We start from the raw sequence: 24,841 nt of genomic DNA, 5'->3' as shown, positions 1-24,841 counted from the left end.
CGGTTTAACTCGGATCTAATCGATATGAAAGCAACTCAAAATCTGGGGTATATACAAATGTACCGTAGATTATGCCATTTCCTTTAATTAAGTAATCAATAATGTGATAATCTCCTGGCGCCATTGCTAAATCATCAATTTTGTCAAATGTATGCCAACCAATGATGCCTTCTTCGCTCTCTAGTTTGTTTTCTCCTGCAAAATCTGTCGCTAAAAAGGAGAACATCATCCATTCAGAAACAACTTTATCACCTTCTTGGATGACAAAGGTGAAGACCCCCTTTAACGCTGGGTTTTTCAAATAAATACCTGTTTCTTCACGATACTCGCGAACAACGGAATCTCTTACAGTCTCACCACGCTCCATTTTCCCGCCTGGTGCAACCCACCAATTTCGGCGAGGTTTTTGGAGTAAGAGTACTTCATTATCTCTAATTAACACACAGTTTGTCACTCTTTGCATGTTTCTTCACCTCAGCTACTTGCAGTAAAATTCCTCACTGCATACTTCTTTCATTATACTATCAAAAACAGTTTGCTACAACGAAGGAGCCAGTCCTCTTTCGTTAAGCATATGCTACTCAACAATTTTAAAAAAGCTTTCTATAACAAGCAATGTAAATGCTTAGACTTTCAATGAATAGCATAAAAAATCCCCTTAACGATTTTTATCGCCAAGGGGATTAAAGCCTTTATTTCTTACCGAAATAAGTAACAATCGCAAATCCTAAAATAAAGGTAATAATCGAACTTATAATTGAAAATCCGCCAGTCGGAATCCCAGGGAACACAATTACAATCGAACCGATTACAAGTCCAATAATTGCCGCAAATGTCATACTTTTATAACGATCTAATAAAAAACTAATGCCTTTACTACTTACAACAAATCCGACCATAACACCAGCACCGATAACCACGATTAAAGGTAAATTAAGTGTAGTTAAAGCGTTAATTGCTGTTGGATACACACCAATAATTAATAAAATAAACGATCCACTAATCCCAGGAAGCAGCATGGCCATACTAGCCATCCATCCTGCGAAAAATAAACCAATTGCATTTAAAATTGTTAACGTCGTAATTGGATCTGCTGCCTTATCTGGTTTAAAGAAAACTGTAATCGCAACAAGAATTGCTGCAACTATTAATAAAACAATGTGCTTACCTTTAAACGATGACTTTGCATCAGCTTCTCTCATTAACATCGGTAATATACTAATAATTAAACCGAGGAAGAAAAATTGAGTCGGTTCATAATGATTTGCAAGTAAATATTTAATAACGTGACTTAACGTTAAAAATGCTGCTGCCACACCAGCTGCAAGGGGAATTAAAAATCCTAAATGTTTTTTCCATTCACGACTAAAGAATCCACTAATTGCCGCAAGCAATTGTTCATAAATCCCTAACACAACAGCGATTGTACCGCCGCTCACACCAGGAATTAAATCACTAACGCCCATACAAAATCCACGATATATATTACGCCATTCCATACTGAATAAATTCCTCATTTCTTATAGTGATTTTTTCCGTAAAGTCCAGTATATCAATAAGAAATCTTATAATCCTAATATTTTTTGACAAAACTTTGACATTTTCAAACAAAAAAAGAAGAAAGCTCCTGTCGGTAGCTTTCTTCTCACAAGGTATATTATCCCTTATTTTTCTGATACAGTTTTTAATTCCTCTAATAATTCTTCTACGTAATGTTGAGCACTTTGTGCTGCAATACTACCGTCACCTGTTGCAGTTACAATTTGACGAAGCATTTTTTCACGAACATCACCAGCTGCAAAAATACCAGGAATTTTCGTTTCCATACGTTCGTTCGTTTCAAGGTAACCATTTTCATTTGTAATACCTAGTTCAACAAATGGTTTTGATAATGGTAACATACCGATGTATACGAATACGCCGTCAGTTTTGACTTCTTTCTCTTCTCCACTGTTTACGTCGACAAGTGTTACACTTCCTACTTTACCACTTGCTTCGTTGATTTCTTTTATAGTATGGTTCCAAATGAAATCTACTTTTTCATTTTGGAAAGCACGGTCTTGTAAAATTTTCTGTGCACGAAGCGTGTCACGACGGTGAACAATCGTTACTTTTGATGCAAAGCGCGTTAAGAATACACCCTCTTCAACAGCAGAATCTCCGCCGCCAATTACGATAAGTTCTTTTTCTTTAAAGAATGCCCCGTCACATACTGCACAATATGATACACCACGGCCGCCAAGTTCTGTTTCACCCGGTACACCAATTTTTTTATACTCTGCACCGCTTGCAACGATAATTGCACGTGCTTTATATTCTTTTTTACCAGCAATAATTGTTTTGTATTCTTTACCATCGATGACTTCTTTCACATCACCGTATGCATATTCAGCACCAAATTTCTTCGCATGCTCAAACATTTTATTTGATAAGTCTGGTCCTAAAATAGACTCATAACCTGGGTAGTTTTCTACATCTTCTGTGTTTGCCATTTGGCCACCTGGAATACCACGCTCAAGCATTAATGTGCTTAAATTTGCACGAGATGTATATACTGCAGCTGTCATACCAGCTGGTCCTGCACCAATAATAACGACATCATAAATTTTTTCTTCTGACACACTATTCACTCCTATCCATTCCTACACAATTAAGTTACCCTCATTATACTGTTAGCATCATTTTTTTCCCAATGATTTGCTTATCTTATGTGTGCGTACGCTTAACAGCTTGCACATACTTTCGGACAGTCGCTACAGATACATTATATACATCTCCAAGCTCCGACTGTGTCATTTTATTTCCTTGTTCGCCGCGTACAATGTATTCAATCGCAGCTGACCAGCCGTACACATTTGTAAATATATCTCCAGATGTATATAAACGTATGAACGTACAAAACCAAAAGTGTAAACACTCTTCAATTAATTCATCATCTTTTTTCGTATAATTGTATAATGCATCCGCGATTCGTACGCACTGCTCAAATTGTTGTAAATCAGCTGGAATACTCTTATGACTATTAAGTAAAAAGAAGTAATTTGCAAGTTGTGATACGATGGGAACACCGTTCTTCGCTTGCGTTATATCAAAGAAGAATCCAACCTTCTCCGGCGTTGACAATTCATTCATTAAATATAAAGCCAGCATTTGTTCTTCTAACGTCGCACTTTGCTGAAATGATTTTCGTAATTCTTCAAATAGCAAACTTTGTCCTTCATCTGCTAAATTCAGCGCATTCCAGGGCTCTTTTCCTTTTTTATCAGGGTGCAATTCCACGACATGTTGCCACATTTTTTCAGCTAGTTGCTGATCTTTCACCATATAAGCAGAATATGCAAACCAATAATAAAAACTAACGTCTCCCTCGTATCCTTGACGCTTTAATAATTTGAACCATTTATATGCATGCTCGAAATAACCAATCGTTGCAAGTGTGGTTCCCAGTTTCAAACGATGTTCAAATGAAATCGGATATACTGAAACTAGCTGTCCCGCTAACGCTTCTACTTGTTTATGCTCTCCAATTGAATATAGAAAAATAAGCGTATTACAAAGCGCATGTATATTACCAGGATTTTTCTCTAAAATCATTTCTGTTAACTTCAGTGCCTTGTCTACATTACCAGATTGAAAATGTGCAATGGCTAAATTATTATGACCTGACCAAAATTCCGGATAATCTTTCGTAACAATTTCTAATGTAGCAATCGCTTCTTCCAATTGTCCATTACGAATATAACGATTCGCTTCTTCCTGCATAACAATTAAATCATCTTCATCTTCAATCTCTTCCGCACCCATTGCTTCTTCTTCCATAATCTCAAGAAGTTCTAATGTATCTTCTACGAATTCCTTCTCTTTTGCAAATTCTAAATAGCGATCCGCATATTTCTTCGCCTGTTGAAATAACCCCATATATGCATAATTATTTGCAATAAAATAATAGCACTGTTCAAGTTCTGGATTAGATCTAACTAACTTTAAGAAGATTTGATTCGATTCTTGATATTCACCAGCCTCAGATAATACTGATGCTAATTGACATAAAATAAACGGCTCCTTCTCACTTTGTGCCGCTCTTCGAAAATATTTAATTGCATCTTGCAATTTTTGCCCTTTGTAAGCTCTCATCCCTTTTTTATAAAAGAAGTCCGCTAGCTGATTAAAAGAGATAACTTGTCCGTTCTCCTTATATATTCTTTGATTTTTCCCCATATATCCTCCAGTTTTTTGTTTTCTTCGTTCACACATTCTTCTATCTATAAGTATAAACGATTCCGTAAAAAACAAAACAGTATATTCTACTCAATTATTTCCTTTTTATTCATAAAAAAAGAAGAGAAATGTTACATTTTCACCATGAACCTTCTCTTGCGGTCATTTGCTCTTTCGTATAAATAATACGCATTGGATTTCCACCTACGAAAGCTCCGCTCGGTACATCTCTATGAACAAGTGTGCCAGCTGAGACAGTCGCACCATCTCCAATTTTCACACCTGGTAATATTGTTACATTCGCTCCAATCATCACTTCATTTCCAATGATGATTTCCCCAAGTCGATATTCACGAATTAAATATTCATGTGCTAAAAGCGTTGTGTTATAACCAATAATCGAATTCTCTCCCACAGTTATCTTTTCTGGGAACATAATATCCGGCATTACCATAAGTGCAAATGATGTTTTCTTTCCTACTTTCATCCGTAAAAAAGTACGGTACAACCAATTCTTCACAGATAAAAATGGCGTGTAACGCGCAATTTGGATAATAATAAAGTTTTTCATTACCTTCCAAAAAGACACTGTTTTATACACATTCCATAATGAATTTCCTCCTGAAACAGGATAGCGCGTTGTCCGTCGCACTGAGCTCGCTCCTCTACTAACTTACTTGGACCTTTATGAACGGTTCATATTAGACAAAATCGGTAGCAAATCACTCATTTTATCTAGCATAAAGTCCGGCTTGTAAGCTTCTAAATACGCTCTACCTTTCAACGTCCATGAAACCGCAGCTGTTTTCGTCCCCGCATTTTGACCACCGACAATATCATGATGATTATCCCCAACCATCAATGCCTCTTCTGGTTTTGCATCTAATAATTCAAGCGCTTTTTGAAGTGGCTCTGGATGTGGTTTCACATGCTCTACATCATCAATTGTCACGACAACATCAAAAAATTCATCAAGCTTTGACAACTGTAATCCCATCTCAACGGTTTGTCTCGCTTTCGTTGTAACAATACCAACTTTATAACCTTGCTTCTTCAACTCTCGAACTGTTTCATATACAGTTTCATATTCTTCTACTAATTCATCATGATGATCATGGTTAAATTCGCGATAGCTTGTAATCATCTCTTCAACCTTACTTTCATCAATCTTGCTGAAAGTATCATGCAAAGATGGACCGATAAATGGCAACACATCTTCACGCTTATATTGATTTGGATAATATGTATTTAAAGTATGTAAAAAAGAAGAAATAATAAGTTCGTTTGTATTAATTAAAGTTCCATCTAAATCAAATAACACTGTATTTATTCTCATTGCCTTAGTCCTTTCGCTTTCCTGAATATGAAAGAAGCAGCATCTTACAATAAGATGCTACTTTTCTCTAATTTTCCGAATATCTTTTATCAGCTTGCCCCATTTTTCGTCTCACAATAATGAAAATAATAGAAATAACAACAAGTCCAATTGACATTACTTGTGCAATGCGAAGTGGTCCTAGCATTAAACTATCTGTACGTAAGCCTTCTACGAAGAAGCGTCCTACTGAATACCAAATTAAATATGTGAAGAATAATTCCCCGCGGCGTAAGTTCACTTTTCTTAATGCAAGTAGTAAAATTAAACCTACAAAATTCCATAATGATTCATATAAAAACGTCGGATGATAGTACACACCCTCAATATACATTTGATTAATAATGAAATCTGGTAAATGAAGACCTTCTAAAAACTGTCTCGTTACTTCATCACCATGTGCCTCTTGGTTCATAAAGTTTCCCCATCGGCCAATTGCTTGTCCTAGTAAAATACTTGGCGCAGCAATATCCGCCAACTTCCAGAATGAAACCCCGCGTCGCTTTGCAAAAAGAATTCCGGTAATAACCGCTCCGATTAAACCACCATGAATCGCCAAGCCACCTTGACGAATATTAATAATTTGACTCGGGTTTTGCGCGTAATATTCCCATTCAAAAATAACATAATACATTCTCGCAAATAGAATAGCGATCGGTACTGCAATTAATACAAGGTCAACAAATGTATCTTTTGGAATACCTAGCCTTTCTCCCTCGCGAGTTGCTAGCCAAAGACCTAATAGCACACCTGTACCGATAATAATCCCGTACCAATAAACAGGAAACGGCCCAAGTTGGACAGCTACGCGGTCAAGCTGCGGTACAGAACCTAACAGCATATGTATGACCTCCCTCTCCAATGTTTACTCCTGATTCCCTAACTCAATCGCACTCATTAATCGTTCTGAGAACTGCTGTGCTGCATTGACTCCCATACGTTTTAAACGGAAGTTCATCGCTGCTACTTCAATAATAACAGCCAAGTTTCGACCAGGACGAACTGGAAGTGTAATCTTCGTAAGTTCTGTATCAATAATTTTCATCTTCTCTTCATCAAGACCTAAGCGATCATAATTTTTCTTTTGATCCCAAATTTCAAGATTAATAACAAGTGTAATACGCTTATAATTTCGCACTGCCCCTGCACCGAATAACGTCATAACGTTAATGATACCTAGACCACGAATTTCTAATAAATGCTCAATTAAATCTGGTGAGCTTCCTACTAATGTGTCTTCATCTTCTTGGCGAATTTCTACACTATCATCCGCAACAAGGCGATGGCCACGCTTCACAAGTTCAAGAGCTGTCTCACTTTTACCAACACCACTTTGACCTGTAATTAAAACACCAACACCGTAAATATCCACTAATACACCATGAACAGCAGTTGTTGGTGCTAGCTTACCTTCTAAATAATTGGTTAAACGACTTGATAATCTCGTTGTCGTTTGAGAAGAACGTAATAAAGGCATGCCTGATTCACGTGATGCTTGTAATAACTCATCTGGTACATCTTGATTACGAGTTATAATAATACATGGCGTCTCCTCGGTACAAAGCGCTTTCATTCTCTCTTGTTTTTGTTCTGTCGTTAACGTATCAAAGAACGTAAGCTCCGTTTTTCCAAGAAGCTGCACGCGATCAGCTGGATAATATGTAAAGAATCCTGCCATTTCAATTCCAGGTCGTGATAAATCACTTGTATCAATCGGACGATGAATTCCTTCCTCACCACTTATTAACTCCAATTGAAATTGTTCAATTAAATCTTTTGTCCTTACTTTTGGCATATGTATAAACCTCCACTCCGCTGCGGGTTCAGTCTCGTTTGATGTAAAATTCCATTCTACCGGATATTGTACCATTTTTTTCTGGAAACAAGAAATACGGTTTCTGATAAATAGAAAAAAACATTTCATACGAATAATGAAATGTTTTTCTTTTTGTCATTTTCTCTTTTTTTCATATAGAGGTTCCACAATTGCCTTTTCAATAATCATATTAAAAATTGAAATACAAATTGCCGCAACAATCGCTACACCAAATCCTGATATATTAAAAGCATCTCCTAATAATGAATCTGCTATTTTTAACGTAATCGCATTAATAACAATTAAGAAGAAGCCGAAAGTTACAACAGTAATTGGTAGCGTAATTAAAATTAAAAACGGCTTTACGAACACATTTAAAACAGCCAAAATAATACTCGCAATAATTGCAGTTTGTATATTTGCTACGTAAAACGCGTCTGGTGCAATCCCTTTTAAAAGTCCCGATACAGCGATTAACACAACGCTATTTACAAGAAGTGATACAATCCATCTCATTTTCTTACACATCCTTTTAACATATATATTTCATCATACGCTAATAGACAATAAACGCAAGTATCATACAAATACTTATACCAACTTATTCTACTCTTCACGCTTGTATACCTACCAACATTTCTTTGTGAAATAGGGACCACACCATCTATGTTCATGAGTTTTTACAAAAGTCCAGGTGAAATCTTTATCTACAATATAGATATCACCTTTATACGCATCATCTGTCTCACACAATGTATCATCCATATGTAATAAACTCGCATCCTTTATTAATAGTACCTCATCACAGTGTTGGTAGAAAATGTAGCACTCCTTTTTCACTTCATTATGAAACGCGCTCTCTGCTTCTATTCCTTCTAAGCACTTCTTTTTCTTCATCACTTAAATGGTTTGCAAAGTTATTCTCCCAGCGCTTCCGAAAATATACACCCCACTTTTGGAACTTTCTTACCTTCATATTCTTCTTTCGCAACACATCTAAAAACTCCATCATCTCCCCCTATACAATAAAAACCGAGCGTCATTTCCACTCGGTTTTATTCATACACTTATTGCGATAACTCTACTTCTTTTATTTTCTCTTTCATTCTTGCTTTATCACGATTTAAAATCTCTTTTAAATACTTACCAGTATACGAGCGCTCTTCTTTTACTACTTGCTCTGGCGTTCCCGAAGCGACGATTTGTCCACCTTTGTCCCCGCCTTCTGGTCCAAGGTCAACGATATAATCAGCTGTTTTAATCACATCTAAATTATGTTCAATTACAAGTACCGTCTCACCACTCTCAACAAGACGTTGCAGCACTTCTAGAAGACGTGCAATATCATGCGCATGTAAACCAGTCGTTGGCTCATCTAAAATATATAACGTACGACCTGTAGAACGGCGGTGTAATTCAGAAGCTAATTTCACACGCTGTGCTTCCCCACCAGATAATGTTGTTGCTGGTTGACCTAATTTCATATAACCAAGCCCAACATCTACAAGCGTTTGAAGTTTACGCTTAATTTTAGGAATATTGGCGAAGAATTCTACTCCATCTTCAATTGTCATCCCTAACACTTCAGAAATATTCTTATCTTTATATTTCACTTCTAACGTTTCACGATTATATCGTTTACCGTGACAAACTTCACACGGAACATACACATCTGGTAAGAAATGCATTTCGATTTTAATAATTCCATCTCCACGGCACGCTTCACAACGGCCACCTTTTACGTTAAAGCTGAAACGTCCTTTTTGATATCCGCGCACTTTAGCTTCGTTCGTTTGTGCAAACACATCACGAATATCATCGAATACACCTGTGTACGTCGCTGGATTAGAACGTGGTGTACGACCAATTGGCGATTGATCAATATCAATTACTTTATCTAAATGTTCAAGACCTTTAATCTCTTTATGAGTACCTGGCTTCGCTTTCGCTTTATATAACTTTTGCGCTAACGATTTATATAGTACTTCATTAATCATCGTACTTTTACCTGATCCAGATACACCTGTTACCGCTACAAACGTACCGAGTGGGAATGACATCTTCGCGTTCTTTAAGTTATTCTCTTTTGCGCCGACAATCTCCACTTTACGTCCGTCACCTTTACGTCTTTCAAGTGGAACTGGAATAAACTCTTTACCGCTTAAATATTTTCCTGTTAACGAATTATCATCTTGCATCACTTCAGCTGGTGTCCCTGCCGATACAACTTGCCCACCGTGAATACCTGCACCCGGTCCGATATCAAGTAAATAATCAGCAGCCATCATTGTATCTTCATCATGCTCAACAACGATTAATGTATTACCTAAATCGCGCATTTCTTGCAATGTACGAATAAGACGATCGTTATCGCGCTGATGTAAACCGATAGAAGGCTCATCAAGAATGTAAAGTACGCCAGTAAGACGAGAACCAATTTGCGTCGCTAAACGAATACGCTGCGCCTCACCACCTGATAAAGTTCCTGCGGCACGACTTAACGTTAAATAATCTAAACCGACGTTCACTAAGAACCCAACGCGCTCTTGGATTTCTCTTAAAATTAAATGAGCAATTTTTTGTTGTTTCTCCGTTAGCTCCACATTCGAGAAGAATTCCTGTACTTCTTGAACAGAATACTTCGTTACATCAGCAATCGTTTTATCACCAACGAAAACAGCTAAACTCTCAGGCTTTAAGCGTCCACCTTTACACTTCGGACAAGCTTGCTCTGCCATATACTTTTCCATTTGCTCACGGACATAATCAGAACTCGTTTCACGATAACGACGTTCGATATTTGGAATAACACCTTCAAATAAAATCTCATTTTCCTTTACTTGACCAAATTCATTTACATAGCGGAAATAAACTTTCTCTTCACCGCTTCCGTACAACACTTTATCAAATAAATCTTTCGGTATATCTTTCACAGGCACATCCATATCAACGCCGTAATGATTACATACAGATTGTAAAAGCTGTGGGTAATATTGTGAGCTTGTCGGTTCCCATGGAGCAATCGCATGTTCATTTAATGATAAATCCCAGTTCGGAATAACAAGTTCTAAATCTACCTCTAGCTTTGAACCAAGTCCATCACAAGAAGGACATGCTCCGAACGGACTGTTGAATGAGAACATACGCGGCTCTAATTCTCCGATTGAAAAACCACAATGCGGACAAGCATGATGTTCACTAAATAGAAGTTCCTCTTCTCCCATTACATCGATTAACACTCGGCCTCCGCCAAGCTTTAATGCACTTTCAAGTGAATCAGCAAGACGGCTTGCGATTCCTTCTTTTACAACAATACGGTCAATTACAACTTCAATGGAATGCTTCTTATTTTTATCTAACGTAATCTCTTCAGACACATCAAGCATTTCACCATCAACACGTACACGAACATACCCTTGCTTCTTAATATCTTCAAGTACTTTCACATGCGCTCCTTTACGCCCAGACACGATAGGCGCTAACACTTGTAATTTCGTACGCTCAGGATATTCAAGAACACGGTCTACCATCTGCTCGACTGTTTGTGATGTAATTTCAATCCCATGATTCGGACAAATTGGCGTACCAATTCGTGCAAATAATAAACGTAAATAATCATAAATCTCCGTCACTGTTCCGACAGTTGAACGTGGATTACGACTCGTCGTTTTTTGATCGATTGAAATCGCTGGTGACAATCCTTCAATCGTATCTACATCCGGCTTATCCATTTGTCCTAAAAACTGGCGCGCATACGCAGATAACGATTCTACATATCTGCGCTGCCCTTCTGCATAAATCGTATCAAATGCTAATGATGATTTCCCCGAACCAGACAATCCCGTTACAACAACAAGCTGATTTCTCGGAATGGTTACATCAATATTTTTTAAGTTATGTGCTCTAGCACCTTTTACAACGATAAAATCCTTGCTCTTACTCACTCTTTTCACCCTTCCGCTTTTAATTCTAATAGTAAATCTCTTAGTTCAGCTGCACGCTCGAAGTCTAACGCTTTTGCTGCTTCTTTCATCTCTGCTTCCATCTTCGCAATTGTCTTTTCGCGCTCTTTTTTCGTCATTTTCTTAGCAGGAGTTGCTTCGTATGTTTCTGTCTCTTCAGCCGCTGTCGTTGCACGGATTACATCACGAACGCCTTTTTGAATCGTTTTCGGCGTGATACCATGCTCTTCATTGTAAGCTTCTTGTATAGTACGACGACGCTGCGTTTCTTCAATTGCAATTCCCATCGATCTCGTTATGCGATCTGCGTACATAATAACGCGGCCGTTTTCATTACGCGCCGCACGACCAATCGTTTGAATTAACGAACGTTCTGAACGCAAGAACCCTTCCTTATCTGCATCTAAAATAGCTACAAGTGATACTTCTGGAATATCTAATCCTTCTCGTAATAAGTTAATACCGACAAGTACATCAAACTTACCAAGGCGAAGGTCACGAATAATTTCAATACGTTCTAACGTTTTAATTTCAGAGTGAAGATAGTTCACTTTAATTCCTACATCTTTTAAGTAATCCGTTAAATCCTCTGACATTTTCTTCGTTAAAGTCGTAATTAGTACACGTTCATTTTTTGCAATACGATCTTGAATCTCTCCTAATAGATCGTCAATTTGACCTTCAATAGGTCGTATATCGATTGGTGGATCTAAAAGCCCTGTTGGACGAATAATTTGTTCTATTACTTCTGGTGACTGCTCTAACTCGTACGGTCCTGGCGTCGCCGAAACGTAAATAACTTGATTTGTTTTCTCCTCAAACTCATCAAACATGAGCGGTCTATTATCTAAAGCTGACGGCAGACGGAATCCATGATCCACAAGCACTTGCTTACGTGCTTGGTCCCCGTTATACATCGCTCTTACTTGTGGCACTGATACGTGCGACTCATCCATAACAATTAAGAAATCTTCCGGGAAATAGTCCAATAACGTATACGGTGTTGCACCCGCTGGACGAAGTGTTAAATGACGGGAATAGTTTTCAATCCCTGAACAAAAGCCCATCTCGCGCATCATTTCTAAATCATAACGTGTACGTTGCTCTATACGCTGTGCTTCTAGCAACTTACCGTTATCATTTAATTCCTTTAAACGCTCTTCTAATTCTTTTTCGATATTTTCAATAGCGACCTTCATTTTCTCTTCACGTGTAACGAAGTGAGATGCTGGGAAGATTGCTACATGATCACGTTCTGCTAATACTTCACCTGTTAACGCATTTACTTCACGAATACGATCAATTTCATCGCCGAAAAATTCAATCCGAATACAATGCTCATCAAGTGATGCTGGGAAGATTTCAACTACATCTCCGCGCACACGGAATGTACCACGCTTAAAATCAATATCATTACGTCCATACTGTACATCAACAAGTTCACGAAGCAATTGATTGCGGTCCTTCTCCATACCAACTCGAAGTGACACAACTAACTCGCGGTATTCTTCAGGAGAACCTAAACCATATATACACGATACACTCGCAACGATAATTACATCGTCCCGTTCAAATAATGCAGACGTTGCCGAGTGACGCAATTTATCAATTTCATCATTAATCTGCGCGTCCTTTTCAATAAACGTATCTGTTTGTGGTACATACGCTTCTGGCTGATAATAATCGTAATAACTAACAAAATATTCAACTGCATTATTCGGGAAAAAGTCTTTTAGCTCACTATATAACTGACCTGCTAATGTTTTATTGTGAGCCATGACAAGTGTTGGCTTTTGCACTTCTTTAATGACATTTGAAATCGTAAATGTCTTACCCGTTCCTGTCGCTCCAAGCAACACTTGCTTTTTCTTTCCACTATTAATTCCCTCTACAAGCTTCTCTATAGCTACCGGCTGATCACCTTGCGGGGAATACGCTGAGACAATTTCAAATTGACGTTCCAAGAAAATCCGACCTCCTCATAAAAATCTGTATTATTATTTTACCACGAATACCTATAAAAAACCTAAAAAAACGAACAGATATTCGGTAAAGTTTTCGACAATATACACATAGAAAAAGGAAGGAGTAAATACTTCCTTCCTCTACTAACTCTATTTTTTAGGTACATATACTAAGTCATATCCATTGCGCCCATTTTCATTCACACAGTCTATTAACCTATAAGCCGTTTGCGATTCACGCTGCTCTTTAACAATCCTTTTACAGCTATCTTTATATAACCTTTTATCCTCACCAGCAAATTTGTCTTGTCTACTATCTAACACATAAAGGATATCTTTCCCACTATGCTCTAACGTTTGAAAAACCGGGTCACCTTCATCGGTATACTGTACAATTCTTATTTCATCAACTTTCCCTTGTTCCACATTCCAAACGAACTGCTCGAATTTATCTAGATTGGAAATCCTGGTTCCCTTTACAATGACATCATTCTTCTTGTTAATTGTAGTGTTAGATGGTGCACATGCTACTAAACTAAAGAGAAATAGACATATAAAACTGATTCTTTTTCCTATTGTCATCCTCTCCTATAAAAATTATTTGTATACCCAAAAGCTACTTTCAACTATGAAAGTAGCTTTTCTTTTCCTTTCTCCTTCTTCGGAAAAATCACATATGAAAATGAAATCGCTGTATCAACTAAAAATATAATTGCCCACACTTGGCTCACGCGACTTGCAGCTTTATTTAAAACGATTCCCGATTCTAACCAATTACCCCATTGTTCAAACGAAATAAATCCATACGCAAAGAAAAAGAATATGTGCACACCAACGAATAAAACAAGATGTAATACCCAATTTTTTATTTCCTGCTTCGCATAGGCCATACCTGTTAATTCTACGTGCTCTTCCATAATTGGCGCTGGTTCATTACGCCATTTCGCAACTAGCTTTTGCGCAAATATATCCAGCTTCTTCAAATCCTTTTTCCCGTAGAAAACTGCATACAATAAAATAATTACAGTAATGATTTGAAAATTAGAGAACTTTCCTGTTTGATAATAGTCCACTACCCCTAATGTTAAAATAAACACTTCATTTACGAGGAGTACAATCCCCATAATAAAGCTCGCCTTTTTCAAACGGAATCCGTAACGGAGTAAAAAGAAACCGATAGCTGATAACCAAAATACAATTTCTGCCCCAATTAAAAAATACCAACGATATTCTGCGAGTATACTCATTTATCCTTCTCCTTTTCATCATAAATACGAAAAGCTTCATCCATATATATTAAAAGTTCTTCTTCAATTGGATACATGCTCATTTTCTGTGAATCTTCCTTCGATTTTCTAACTTCCCATAACTTATCTAAAAATGCTTCGTCACCATTAGCCATTTCTAAACACTTCTGCATTAATTTTTTCGTTGCCCCTTGTACCTCATCATTAGCAGCTTCTTTACCTTCCTTCATAAAAGTACGGAATTGCTTTAATAAATCTACCCATTCTAAAACATTCGGATCTTCTTCACTCATATTCGGCAAATTGTGAAGCAACTTTTGTTCTTCCTTTGAAAACACTTCATTTTGGAATATTTCACGTATACGAGGAGACTGTTTCGAAAGCTGAATAAGTTCAAACATAACTTTCCAATCAAGATCTCCCTCCACATCTACCGAATAAACAACAGCTTGTAAAACACGCTCCATTCGATTAAATTTCTTTTGTTCTTCCTGTACAAACCGAAGTTGTTTTTCAAGAGAATCCTTTAAGTTAAGCTCACCTTTTACTAACATATTCGCAGCCTCTTTTAATGAAAATCCCATTTCCTTTAAAAATAAAATTTGTTGCAGCCTTATTACGTCAACTTCACTATATAAACGATGCCCACCTTCTGTTTTCCCGCTCGGCTTTAACAAATCTATTTGATCGTAATAACGTAATGTACGTACTGTAACCCCTGTTTCTCTCGTCAATTCTTGTATTGAAATCACTACCATCACCTCTTCCCCTTCATTATAAAAGATGACGTTACGTAACTTTCAAGTAATTTGTAAAAAAATACAAAAAGCTGTTTATACAAAGTGTATAAACAGCTTTTATGGAAATAACCCCTTTTGTATGGCGCGCCCACAAAATAAAATAAGTGCTCCAACAACAACACTCGTTGCCGTTTTATGATAATGGGCTAATACTAATAAATAATACGTTAAACCTACAGTACCAATCATAATACAAATACTTGGCACTGGATTACGAGAAAAGTTTTGCATTCCCCAAAGAAGCGCAAATATAGCTGTAGCGACACATAACACCGGTAATTCCATCCCAGTTCCCCTTTTTCTATCTATTATTCTTTGTTGCTAACACGCTCGTTGATGCCATACTTATTAATAAACCAAAACCAATCCTTATATATTTAAACGTTTAATTTAATTGAAATCTCTCAAGCTTGTCAGTTATTTTCTTTCTCCTTACTCCAGCGTAAAGATTTCCTCCACCTTCACTCCAAAATATTTGGCGATTTTTAAGGATAGCTCTAGACTCGGGTTGTAATGATGATTTTCAATCGCCACGATCGTCTGCCGCGTCACCTGCATCGCCTTTGCCATTTCAACTTGCGTTATATGATTTTGCTTTCTTAATTCTTTTATTATATTTTTCACACCCATAGAATCCACCTTCAAAAGTAAAGATATCTTTACTTGAATTATAAGTATTTTCCAGTTTTAAGCAAAGATATCTTTACAAATTTTAGAAAAACGTTTCACTGAACATCTACTCTAACGAAGTACAAGAGTAATTCAATTTATATCAGCGTTTTTTTAATATATCGACATCGATAGCACTATAAGCATAAGAAAGAAGCTGTCCCAAAATATCTTTTGGAACAGCTTCTTCGTCCTACTACATAAATCCTAACGCATATACAAGAACGTATCCAAGAATAGAAAGGCAAACCGAGCCGATCAGCCCCGCCACGAATGCTTTACTTCCTAACTTACGGAACGTTTTAAACTCTACATTTAAACCAAGCCCCGCCATCGCCATTGCGATTAGCATATAAGCAATGACAACAATGTATCCCGCAACAACTTCTGGAATAATCCCAAGCGAATGCACTGCACTCATTGCTAAAAACCCGAAGATGAACCACGGAATTGGAAGTTCGCGCCATGATCTTTTTTCCTCGCTACCTTCACTCTTACCAAACCATAATCCGATTAAAATCGCTACTGGCACAAGCATTGCAACGCGCGTTAGCTTCACGATAACTGCGATATCTACAGCCGTGCTTCCTCCTGGCGCCGCAGCTGCGATGACATGAGCGATTTCGTGAAGCGTCGCACCTGAGAATACACCGTAACCGTATGGAGATAAACCAAGCACTGGATATAATAACGTATAAATAAGCGTAAATATAGTACCTAAAATTGCGATAATCGCTGCTCCAACTGCTGTTTCGTCATCTTTTGCTTTCACTTGCGGTGCAATTGCCACGACCGCTGCCGCACCGCAAATTGCTGTTCCACACGCTGTTAAAATTCCGAGTTTCTTTTCTACTTTAAATACTTTCGTTAGTCCATATACAACGAAAATCGTAAATGCAATAACAACCGCAGCGATGACCAATACTTTCGGCCCTGCCTTCGCAATATCAACAAGATTTAATCGCATTCCAAGTAAGATGATCCCAAAGCGAAGTAACTTCTTACTCGCGAAATTCGTTCCAGCTATCGCTTCTTGTGGAACTCCGATAGCTGCTCGCCAAACCATCCCAATTAGAATAGCAATTACTAATTGTCCCATAATATTTAAAAATGGAAGCTCTGCTAAATATTTCGCGGCAATTGCGATTAATAATGTAATCCCAATTCCTTGCGAAAATCCAAAGCCCTTCTTCTTTTGTATAACAAGTGTTTGTTCCACTTTGAACCACTCCAATAATCGTATTGGAACATGCATGTTCTTTCTACTTACATTATAAGAGAGTTTCTATAATAAGTTTAATATCAATATTGAATCTCTATCATCAGAAATACTTATGATAAGATGATAGAAAAAGAAAGGAGCCCATTACATGAACGTAGACATTTTAAAAATATTTGTTACTGTCGTTGAACAGAAACACTTCTCACGTGCAGCAGAATTATTAAACCTTTCACAACCTGGCGTAAGTATGCATATACGCAACTTAGAAAACGAATTTGGCACTACTCTTATTCAGCGCTCCCCAAAGCACGTCCAAGTGACGGAGGCTGGAAACATACTATATATACATGCAAAGCAAATGCTCTCTCTTTACGAAGAAGCCAAACAAGAAATTAACGAATTACATAACGTTGTAACAGGAACTCTTCGCATCGGTGCTAGTTTCACAATTGGCGAATACTTACTTCCAAAAATACTGGCTAACTATGCGAATGAAAATCCACACGTCGAAGTTCATACCTTTATCTCAAATACAGAAGACGTTTTACAAAGCCTTCGCTCTAATCAAATCGATATCGGCTTAGTGGAAGGGCAAGTCGTATTCGCCGACGTTGACGTTGAAACGTTTATGCAAGATGAAATGAAGCTCGTCGTTCCGCCAAATCATCCACTGCTCCGCACAAATGAAATAAATGAAAGTACACTCCAAGATCAAGTATGGGTATTAAGAGAAAGTGGTTCTGGTACACGTGCTTATAGTGACCGCTTTATTCATCAACACCATTTGAAAATGAAACGATTCTTTACATTTAGTAGTATCCAAAGCGTTAAGGAAGCAGTTAGTGCCGGACTTGGCATCGCTATACTTTCTGATTGGACTGTACGAAAAGAGCTACTGGCAAAAGAGCTATTCCACGTCGAAGTTCCAAATGAACAACTCATCCGTCCATTCTCCATCGTGCGCGGCAAATACTTCATCCCGTCTAAAGCCATTCAGGTGTTTTTAAATCATGTAGACTCTTTTGCGAAAAAACAGCATTGACCTTCACATTAGTGTGAAGGTTTACAATACATGTAAAAGGAGTGAAACACATTGCGAATTGGAGAATTATCAAAAGAAACTGGCGTTAGTGAAAGATCACTAAGACATTACGAAGAAAAGGGACTACTCCCTTCTAAGCGCCTCGCAAATGGCTACCGTGATTTTAATGAAAGTGCCATCGAAAAAGTAGAACTTATTCAAATGTACTTACAAATTGGCTTAAATTTAGAAGAGACGGCAAGGATGCTGCGTTGCCTTGCAATTGAACCGCACCTATACGACAATCCGTGCAGCAGCATTCTTACGCTTTATGAAGATAAGCTCAATGAAGTAACAAAGCAAATCTCATTGCTTTCCAACATCCAAACAAATTTGCAAAAACACGTTTCACTCCTAAAACAAGCAAAAGAAAAGGGATGATTACATGTTTGTTATACATGGCAGTTCAAGACAAAACGGAAATACAGAAGCTTTAACACATATGATGATAGAGGGCATTGAAACAGAACAAATTCACTTGCGAGACCATACAGTCCATCCTATTACAGACCAACGTCATGATGCAGAAGGATTCCAACCTGTAAATGATGATTATGAGCAGTTAACGAAACGCATGTTAGAGCACGACACAATTATCTTTGCTACACCGCTATACTGGTACGGAATGAGCGGACATATGAAAAACTTCGTCGATCGTTGGTCACAAAGCTTGCGCGATACATCTCTTCATTTCAAAGAAAAAATGAAAGGCAAAAAAATGTATGTTGTCATCGTTGGCGGAGACAATCCTAAACTGAAAGCATTGCCGCTTATCGCTCAGTTTCAATACATCTTTGATTTTGTTGGTTCATCATTTGAAGGATATATTATTGGGGATGCGAATGGACTAGATGAAATCCAAAACGATGCTGAGGCGCTGGCAAAAGCACAATTGTATAATAATAAATTCAAAAATAGCGAACAGAAATAAGTTTGACAAACTATTTAGACTTAGCAACGCAAGAAGAATTAGAAATTATGTTATAAGAATACCCTGGCACAATACTTTTCATTAGCCATGACCGTGCCTTTATTCGCTCTGTTGCAGACCATATTCTACAAGTAGATGAGAGTGAACCAAGAATATTCCATGGTAATTACGAGCAATACACAAAAAGAACAACCGGGGATTCTGTAAACGTTACTGAACAAGAATTATTACGATTACAAACAAAATTAACAGAAATCATCGGCCGAATTTCCATACCAAATCATCACGATGACATCACATCTCTCGAACAAGAATACGAAACATTATTAGTTCAAATCCGAAAATGTAAAGAAGCGCTCTAATGTCTTCCCTATATATCGACAAGGCCTTCCGCATTTCCCAAGAAATATTGGAACTTCGACACAGAATAGCATTAATAAAAGTGAAAAAACCGTGCATCAGCACGGCTTTTTCACTTTTATATACGGACAGCAGTCCCGCTCACCGCAACCATTAACATCCCTTCGCGAACTACTTCGTAATCCACGTCGATACCAACAATTGCATTCGCATTTTTTTGTCTTGCGAAAGTTTTCATTTCTTCCATTGCGATGTCGCGCGCTTCTTTTAATTTACTTTCATAAGCACCCGCGCGGCCGCCGACAACGTCACGAACAGAAGCGAAAAGGTCACGAACGATATTCGCGCCCATAATCGCTTCTCCATTGACGATATCGATGTACTCAATAATTTCTTTTCCTTGAATTGTAGACGTTGTTGTTACAATCATGCTTTATAGCCTCCCATATAAGATTTTCACTTACTTATGGTGCACTAATTCAGCAGAAATTATATTTATGAACTGAACTGAGCTTCGTATAATCGGCTGTATCCTCCGCCTTGCTCAATTAGTTCCTCATGCGAACCTTGTTCTGCAATACCATCTTTATTTACAACGACGATACGATCTGCATTTTTAATCGTTGCAAGCCTGTGAGCGATAACTAATGTTGTACGGCCGACAGATAGTTCTGCAAGCGATTTTTGAATCGCTAGTTCCGTCTCTGTATCTAATGCAGAAGTCGCTTCATCTAATATTAAAATTGGTGGGTTTTTCAAGAACATACGAGCAATCGCTAGACGCTGTTTCTGTCCACCAGAAAGTTTCACACCACGCTCACCGATAACGGTATCTAAACCGTCTGGTTGTGAGTAAATTAAGTCTTCTAACTGCGCACGTTTTACCGCCTGCCAAATTTCAGCTTCTGACGCCTTTAAATTTCCGTAAGCAATATTTTCACGAATCGTTCCTGAGAATAAGAACACATCTTGCTGCACAATTCCAATTTGTTTACGAAGTGAAGATAATGTCATATCTTTCGTATCAATACCATCAATTTGGATTGAACCAGACGATTGTTCATAAAAACGTGGGAGTAAACTACATAACGTTGTTTTTCCAGCTCCTGATGGTCCAACGAACGCAACCGTTTCACCTGCATGTATGTTCAAACTAATGTCATTTAAAATCGGTTCTTTATTTTCATATCCGAACGTAATGTTGTTATATTGAATATCACCATGTACATGTTTAACTTCCATCGCACCTTTAGAGTCTACAATATCTGGCTCTGTTTCAAGAAGCTCTACATATCTCTTAAAACCAGCGATCCCTTTCGGATAGCTTTCGATTACCGCATTAATTTTTTCAATGGGGCGGAAGAAAATATTCGTTAATAGAACGAATCCAATAAATCCACCGTACGTTAATTCACCTTGCAGAACAAACCATGTACCGCATATTAAGACGAAGAGTGTTACGAGACGCATGAGCATATAACTAATCGATGAATTTAATGCCATAATTTTATACGCCATTAATTTCGTTGTGCGGAAACGAGCGTTGTTAACAGCAAATTGCTCTTTCTCAAACTTTTCATTTCCGAATGCTTGTACTACGCGAATACCACCAACATTATTCTCAATACATGCATTGAAATCAGCAACGTCTGAGAATAAACGTCTAAATGTACCTGTCATTTTTTTGTTGAAGTAAAGTGCTAACCATAATAAGAATGGAATGACGAAGAACGTTAATAGCGCTAACTTCCAGTTGATCATCATCATAAATGAAAATGCCCCAACTAAAGTCATAATAGCGATAAATAAATCTTCTGGTCCATGGTGAGCAATTTCCCCAATTTCCATTAAGTCGTTTGTAAGACGTGAAATTAAATGACCTGTTTTATTATTGTCAAAAAATCTAAATGATAGCTTTTGAATATGATCAAATAATTTCTGCCTCATATCCGTTTCAATGTTAACACCAAGCATATGTCCCCAATATGTAACAACATATTGTAAGCCTGCATTTAATATATACACTGCAAGTAAACCGAAACAAGCCCATAAAATAAGCGTCCAGTTTTGTCCTGGCAATAACTTATCAATAAATTGATTTACGATAAGCGGGAAGCCAAGTTCTAGTAATCCTGCGACAACCGCACAAGAAAAGTCGAGTATAAATAAACCTTTATACGGTTTATAGTAAGAAAAAAATTTACGCAGCATATCTTACCTCCATTTTCCAAAATTAAAAAGACTCTCTAAATGATAACCATTATCAAATAATTATTCAAGTTATCCGTCTATGAAACTAAAAATAAGATTTTTGGTATTTGTCATTTTTTCCAGAGAGTCGATATATTCAAATAATCGCCGATATAAATTTCATTTACTAACTACCCTCCCCCCAAACAAAAAAAGGTACCACCACAAGGTGATACCATTCCTTCTATTACATCGCTTCCGAATCCCACTCATGCTCCTGCTCAACGAATACAATACCTAATTCGTGATGTCCACCAGCATATAATGCAGTTTGTGCAAGACGAAGCTCACCATTTGTATCTAATACTTCTAATTTACAAAATGCTCCTGTCGTCTTCGTTTGAAGCGCATCATAAAATTCCTCGGCGCTTTTTGGAATGACTCCATTTACTTTCGTAATAATTTCTCCAGGTAGTAATTTTAGCTCTGCTCCAATTGTATTTGGGATTGTATCTAGTACAACGAGCCCATCATTGCGTGCAGCAAAATACGCTGGTCTTGTTTCATCAGTAATTTTCTCTTGCATCGAAATTGTGAAACGCCCAAGCATTGCGACTCCCATCGCGATAATTGCAAGTACATGCCACCAGTAACTTGCGATTCCTAAAACGAGCACAAGTCCTGCTAACCCATAAACACGTCTTCCTGTAAATAATAAAGCTTCCGTCGGCTCATAACTTTTAATCTTTCTCATAAATCCAATTAAAAATGGAACGAGAAATAGAGAATATGTATTTGAACCTATTGAAACGACAGGCCACCATGAAATAAACTGCGTTACCGCATCACCCGGTACAAGAATAAAAATAGGAACGATCCATAAACGCTTTGATTCGTGTAAACCAATCTTTAATCCACGCTTCCCCTTCCTAATCTTCGGTGTAGAATATCCTACTGCGTTTTTAGAAATCAATAAGCCTTCTACAATAAGCATAACGCCTAGCAAAATAGCAAGGGATACAATGGTATTCTCTTCACCTTCTCGAAGCTGTAAGAAGGAAACTGGTAGCTTAGAAGATAATAGAACACATACAATCGCAACGCTAAATGTATAAGCCGCCGATAAATATCGATACATAGCCGTTAATCCAAATAGTAATGTCCAAATTAAAATGGCCCATAAGCTTGCTTTAGAAACAACAAGTCCAAGCCCAATCGTAATAATAGATACTACTAATCCGTATCCAATCCCTGCAAATAGAGAGGTTCGCAGTTCAAACCAAATATCATAAACTTTAAAAGAAAAATCTTTTCGTTCTCTTAACATACGTAAGTATCCAACGAAGATACTACTTATTACAAATATATAGACAGCAGGGTGTAAGAAAAAACGTCCAACTGCCCGCATTATTTCAAAAATCCACGACTCCACGAACTCATTCACCACCATTTATATCATTCTTTCTTTTTATATTATCATAACTAAACAAACGTTTGTTTAACACAAAAAAATACAGGCAGCAAACTGCCTGTATTTCTTCTTATTTTGCCATTAATTTTAATGCTGACTGTAATTGTAGATCATTTTCTCCAGAACGGATTTTTTCGATAATTTTAGTTTGAATCGCTTCAGCTGTCTTTTTATCAAGCTGTCCTGTCGCTTCCATTTCATTCGCATTTTGGAATGCTTTCAGCGCTGATTCTGTCTCTTTACTAAAGTATCCATCTTCACGACCTGGTACATATCCTAAGCTCTTAAGCATTTCTTGAGCATGTTTTACTTGTACATCATTTGAATTGTATGAAAGTGTTTTTTCAATTTGAATTGGTGTCGCATGATAATAATTTGGTTGCTTCACTTCTACTGTTGGCGCGATTCCTTTTTTATGAATCCAGTTCCCATCCGGTGTTAACCATTTAAACATCGTTAATTTAATGTTGCTGCCGTCTTTAAATGGAACAGCTTGCTGGACAGTACCTTTACCAAATGTCTTTTCACCAATTAAATCGTATCCTTCTCCTTCTTTCAGTGCACCAGCTAAAATCTCTGAAGCAGAAGCACTTCCATTATCAATTAATACTGAAATTGGATATGGTTTTCTCTCTTTCAGTTCCGTAGAGAATTTCTTCTTCTCACCATTTCGCTGCTCTACTTGTAGCATCGGCTTTTTATTCGTCATAATTTCTCCCAGTATATCTTCTACACTATTTAAATAGCCACCAGGATTACCACGCACGTCAATAACTAAGCCTTTTATATTTTTCTTCTCTAACTCTTTTAACTGATCCTTAAATTCCTTCGCTGTATTTTCAGCAAAAGAAGTGATTTGCATATAACCGATATCTCTTCCGCTCTCTTGCTTCACAGAACTAAACACTGTAAAGATCGGAATTTTTTCACGCTTAATTTTAAATACAATCGGATCAGTTACTCCCGCACGTTTAATTTCAATTGCGACAGTCGTTCCTTTTTTACCACGGATCTTTAATACTGCTTCTTCACGTGATAAGTCTTTCACACTGTTTCCATCTACAGATAAAATTTGGTCATTCGGTTTAATTCCTATCTTTTCTGCTGGTGAACCTTTAATTGGTGATACGATAATAAGCTTATCGTCCGTTTTGTTCACCTCAGCCCCAATCCCCTCTAATTCAGGATCAAGCGATTCACTAAACTGTTTGGCTGTTTCTTTATCCATATACGTGGAATAAGGGTCCTTCAGCGTAGACAACATGCCTTGTATTGCACCTTCAACTAACTTTTCATCTTTCACGTCTTCCACATAACGTGAATCAATTAGTGCATACGCCTCATTAATTTTTGCCAAATTCCCTTGCGCAGTGCTAGCATTCCCACTCGAAATTGTTTGCGTTACTTCTGCTGGGTTAACCCCAAATACAGACATGCCTGCAAACATTCCGCCAGCACCAATTAAAAATGCAACAACCATTCCAATAATTGCAACTCTACGTTTCAATGCGGAATTCCCCTTTCCAAAACACACA

The 24,841-nt window shown here is 37.5% G+C and carries 25 protein-coding genes and 1 pseudogene; 4 read left to right on the top strand and 22 right to left on the bottom strand.

What is annotated here, in order from left to right:
* Positions 1-4: 4 nt before the first annotated feature.
* The 18 genes and pseudogenes from DN403_RS05265 to DN403_RS05180 form a co-directional block, all read right to left on the bottom strand.
* Complete coding sequence (locus DN403_RS05265; RefSeq protein ID WP_001190080.1) at positions 5-463, bottom strand: NUDIX hydrolase; 459 nt, start codon at positions 461-463, stop codon at positions 5-7.
* Positions 464-692: 229 nt separating this feature from the next.
* On the bottom strand, positions 693-1,499 hold the full coding sequence (locus DN403_RS05260) for a DUF368 domain-containing protein (RefSeq protein WP_149185329.1): 807 nt from the start codon (positions 1,497-1,499) through the stop codon (positions 693-695).
* A 165-nt stretch (positions 1,500-1,664) separates the two neighbouring features.
* Positions 1,665-2,621, bottom strand: coding sequence for a thioredoxin-disulfide reductase (gene trxB / locus DN403_RS05255; protein ID WP_001288077.1), 957 nt, complete (start codon positions 2,619-2,621; stop codon positions 1,665-1,667).
* Between the two features lie 85 nt (positions 2,622-2,706).
* Positions 2,707-4,218, bottom strand: a complete 1,512-nt coding sequence (locus DN403_RS05250) for a tetratricopeptide repeat protein (RefSeq protein WP_000517718.1) — start codon at positions 4,216-4,218, stop codon at positions 2,707-2,709.
* A 139-nt stretch (positions 4,219-4,357) separates the two neighbouring features.
* Positions 4,358-4,870 (bottom strand): acyltransferase, encoded by a 513-nt coding sequence (locus tag DN403_RS05245; protein ID WP_001255086.1) that lies wholly within the window; start codon positions 4,868-4,870, stop codon positions 4,358-4,360.
* Positions 4,871-4,903: 33 nt separating this feature from the next.
* Positions 4,904-5,554, bottom strand: a complete 651-nt coding sequence (ppaX, locus tag DN403_RS05240) for a pyrophosphatase PpaX (RefSeq protein ID WP_001222403.1) — start codon at positions 5,552-5,554, stop codon at positions 4,904-4,906.
* 67 nt (positions 5,555-5,621) lie between these two features.
* Positions 5,622-6,434 carry a prolipoprotein diacylglyceryl transferase gene (gene lgt / locus DN403_RS05235; protein ID WP_149185328.1) on the bottom strand — a complete coding sequence of 271 codons (813 nt, stop codon included), beginning with the start codon at positions 6,432-6,434 and terminating at the stop codon, positions 5,622-5,624.
* Between the two features lie 24 nt (positions 6,435-6,458).
* Positions 6,459-7,388 (bottom strand): HPr(Ser) kinase/phosphatase, encoded by a 930-nt coding sequence (gene hprK, locus DN403_RS05230; protein ID WP_001127251.1) that lies wholly within the window; start codon positions 7,386-7,388, stop codon positions 6,459-6,461.
* 156 nt (positions 7,389-7,544) lie between these two features.
* Positions 7,545-7,925 (bottom strand): phage holin family protein, encoded by a 381-nt coding sequence (locus tag DN403_RS05225; protein ID WP_001267308.1) that lies wholly within the window; start codon positions 7,923-7,925, stop codon positions 7,545-7,547.
* Between the two features lie 111 nt (positions 7,926-8,036).
* Positions 8,037-8,418, bottom strand: a pseudogene (locus DN403_RS05220) (DUF4275 family protein).
* Positions 8,419-8,476: 58 nt separating this feature from the next.
* The gene (uvrA, locus tag DN403_RS05215) at positions 8,477-11,353 is read right to left on the bottom strand and encodes an excinuclease ABC subunit UvrA (protein WP_000045589.1); all 2,877 of its coding nucleotides are present in this window, start codon (positions 11,351-11,353) and stop codon (positions 8,477-8,479) included.
* Between the two features lie 5 nt (positions 11,354-11,358).
* A complete protein-coding gene (uvrB, locus tag DN403_RS05210; RefSeq protein ID WP_000441044.1) occupies positions 11,359-13,335 on the bottom strand; it encodes an excinuclease ABC subunit B in 1,977 nt (658 codons plus the stop codon).
* A 150-nt stretch (positions 13,336-13,485) separates the two neighbouring features.
* A complete protein-coding gene (locus tag DN403_RS05205; RefSeq protein ID WP_000151993.1) occupies positions 13,486-13,917 on the bottom strand; it encodes a DUF4362 domain-containing protein in 432 nt (143 codons plus the stop codon).
* Positions 13,918-13,961: 44 nt separating this feature from the next.
* Entirely contained in the window at positions 13,962-14,582 is a 621-nt protein-coding gene (locus DN403_RS05200; RefSeq protein ID WP_000025208.1) for a hypothetical protein, read from the bottom strand.
* Entirely contained in the window at positions 14,579-15,340 is a 762-nt protein-coding gene (locus DN403_RS05195; RefSeq protein WP_000260349.1) for a MerR family transcriptional regulator, read from the bottom strand. The genes DN403_RS05200 and DN403_RS05195 overlap by 4 nt, the downstream gene beginning before the upstream one ends.
* Before the next feature lie 99 nt (positions 15,341-15,439).
* Complete coding sequence (locus DN403_RS05190; RefSeq protein ID WP_000422656.1) at positions 15,440-15,667, bottom strand: hypothetical protein; 228 nt, start codon at positions 15,665-15,667, stop codon at positions 15,440-15,442.
* Positions 15,668-15,814: 147 nt separating this feature from the next.
* On the bottom strand, positions 15,815-16,012 hold the full coding sequence (locus DN403_RS05185; RefSeq protein ID WP_000538356.1) for a helix-turn-helix transcriptional regulator: 198 nt from the start codon (positions 16,010-16,012) through the stop codon (positions 15,815-15,817).
* 235 nt (positions 16,013-16,247) lie between these two features.
* Positions 16,248-17,270: a YeiH family protein gene (locus DN403_RS05180; RefSeq protein WP_000438421.1), complete on the bottom strand. Its 1,023-nt coding sequence runs from the start codon at positions 17,268-17,270 to the stop codon at positions 16,248-16,250.
* 151 nt (positions 17,271-17,421) lie between these two features.
* Here DN403_RS05180 and DN403_RS05175 point away from each other — a divergent pair, with 151 nt between their 5' ends.
* The 4 genes from DN403_RS05175 (at position 17,422) to DN403_RS05160 (ending at position 19,647) form a co-directional block, all read left to right on the top strand.
* Positions 17,422-18,315 (top strand): LysR family transcriptional regulator, encoded by an 894-nt coding sequence (locus DN403_RS05175; protein ID WP_001100014.1) that lies wholly within the window; start codon positions 17,422-17,424, stop codon positions 18,313-18,315.
* A gap of 51 nt (positions 18,316-18,366) precedes the next feature.
* The gene (locus DN403_RS05170; RefSeq protein WP_001219215.1) at positions 18,367-18,735 is read left to right on the top strand and encodes a MerR family transcriptional regulator; all 369 of its coding nucleotides are present in this window, start codon (positions 18,367-18,369) and stop codon (positions 18,733-18,735) included.
* A 4-nt stretch (positions 18,736-18,739) separates the two neighbouring features.
* Positions 18,740-19,285 (top strand): flavodoxin family protein, encoded by a 546-nt coding sequence (locus DN403_RS05165; RefSeq protein ID WP_000497616.1) that lies wholly within the window; start codon positions 18,740-18,742, stop codon positions 19,283-19,285.
* A 71-nt stretch (positions 19,286-19,356) separates the two neighbouring features.
* A complete protein-coding gene (locus tag DN403_RS05160; protein ID WP_346655087.1) occupies positions 19,357-19,647 on the top strand; it encodes a macrolide transporter in 291 nt (96 codons plus the stop codon).
* Between the two features lie 116 nt (positions 19,648-19,763).
* Here the strand turns inward: DN403_RS05160 and DN403_RS05155 are convergent, their stop codons facing one another.
* The 4 genes from DN403_RS05155 to DN403_RS05140 all read right to left on the bottom strand — a co-directional run bounded on the left by DN403_RS05155 (position 19,764) and on the right by DN403_RS05140 (position 24,813).
* Entirely contained in the window at positions 19,764-20,075 is a 312-nt protein-coding gene (locus DN403_RS05155; protein WP_000637523.1) for a heavy metal-binding domain-containing protein, read from the bottom strand.
* A 65-nt stretch (positions 20,076-20,140) separates the two neighbouring features.
* The gene (locus DN403_RS05150; RefSeq protein WP_000944606.1) at positions 20,141-21,856 is read right to left on the bottom strand and encodes an ABC transporter ATP-binding protein; all 1,716 of its coding nucleotides are present in this window, start codon (positions 21,854-21,856) and stop codon (positions 20,141-20,143) included.
* A 226-nt stretch (positions 21,857-22,082) separates the two neighbouring features.
* Entirely contained in the window at positions 22,083-23,285 is a 1,203-nt protein-coding gene (locus DN403_RS05145) for a PDZ domain-containing protein (protein WP_003255226.1), read from the bottom strand.
* Positions 23,286-23,376: 91 nt separating this feature from the next.
* Positions 23,377-24,813, bottom strand: coding sequence for a S41 family peptidase (locus DN403_RS05140; protein WP_000830306.1), 1,437 nt, complete (start codon positions 24,811-24,813; stop codon positions 23,377-23,379).
* Positions 24,814-24,841 lie beyond the last annotated feature (28 nt).

The sequence above is a fragment of the Bacillus sp. AY2-1 genome (assembly GCF_008368965.1).
Classification (GTDB): domain Bacteria; phylum Bacillota; class Bacilli; order Bacillales; family Bacillaceae_G; genus Bacillus_A; species Bacillus_A thuringiensis_S.
Note: the sequence above shows the minus strand (reverse complement) of the source record. Positions and strands in the feature narration are given on the sequence as shown.

Excerpts from the sequence above, each read along its gene's own strand:
- DN403_RS05205 (WP_000151993.1), bottom strand. The coding sequence starts at position 13,917 with ATGACAATAGGAAAAAGAATCAGTTTTATATGTCTATTTCTCTTTAGT.
- DN403_RS05165 (WP_000497616.1), top strand. The coding sequence starts at position 18,740 with ATGTTTGTTATACATGGCAGTTCAAGACAAAACGGAAATACAGAAGCT.
- DN403_RS05155 (WP_000637523.1), bottom strand. The coding sequence starts at position 20,075 with ATGATTGTAACAACAACGTCTACAATTCAAGGAAAAGAAATTATTGAG.
- hprK (WP_001127251.1), bottom strand. The coding sequence starts at position 7,388 with ATGCCAAAAGTAAGGACAAAAGATTTAATTGAACAATTTCAATTGGAG.
- DN403_RS05225 (WP_001267308.1), bottom strand. The coding sequence starts at position 7,925 with ATGAGATGGATTGTATCACTTCTTGTAAATAGCGTTGTGTTAATCGCT.
- DN403_RS05175 (WP_001100014.1), top strand. The coding sequence starts at position 17,422 with ATGAACGTAGACATTTTAAAAATATTTGTTACTGTCGTTGAACAGAAA.
- DN403_RS05150 (WP_000944606.1), bottom strand. The coding sequence starts at position 21,856 with ATGCTGCGTAAATTTTTTTCTTACTATAAACCGTATAAAGGTTTATTT.
- DN403_RS05145 (WP_003255226.1), bottom strand. The coding sequence starts at position 23,285 with ATGGTGGTGAATGAGTTCGTGGAGTCGTGGATTTTTGAAATAATGCGG.
- DN403_RS05190 (WP_000422656.1), bottom strand. The coding sequence starts at position 15,667 with ATGGAATTACCGGTGTTATGTGTCGCTACAGCTATATTTGCGCTTCTT.
- DN403_RS05250 (WP_000517718.1), bottom strand. The coding sequence starts at position 4,218 with ATGGGGAAAAATCAAAGAATATATAAGGAGAACGGACAAGTTATCTCT.
- DN403_RS05200 (WP_000025208.1), bottom strand. The coding sequence starts at position 14,582 with ATGAGTATACTCGCAGAATATCGTTGGTATTTTTTAATTGGGGCAGAA.
- DN403_RS05195 (WP_000260349.1), bottom strand. The coding sequence starts at position 15,340 with ATGGTAGTGATTTCAATACAAGAATTGACGAGAGAAACAGGGGTTACA.
- DN403_RS05185 (WP_000538356.1), bottom strand. The coding sequence starts at position 16,012 with ATGGGTGTGAAAAATATAATAAAAGAATTAAGAAAGCAAAATCATATA.
- ppaX (WP_001222403.1), bottom strand. The coding sequence starts at position 5,554 with ATGAGAATAAATACAGTGTTATTTGATTTAGATGGAACTTTAATTAAT.
- DN403_RS05260 (WP_149185329.1), bottom strand. The coding sequence starts at position 1,499 with ATGGAATGGCGTAATATATATCGTGGATTTTGTATGGGCGTTAGTGAT.
- DN403_RS05265 (WP_001190080.1), bottom strand. The coding sequence starts at position 463 with ATGCAAAGAGTGACAAACTGTGTGTTAATTAGAGATAATGAAGTACTC.
- lgt (WP_149185328.1), bottom strand. The coding sequence starts at position 6,434 with ATGCTGTTAGGTTCTGTACCGCAGCTTGACCGCGTAGCTGTCCAACTT.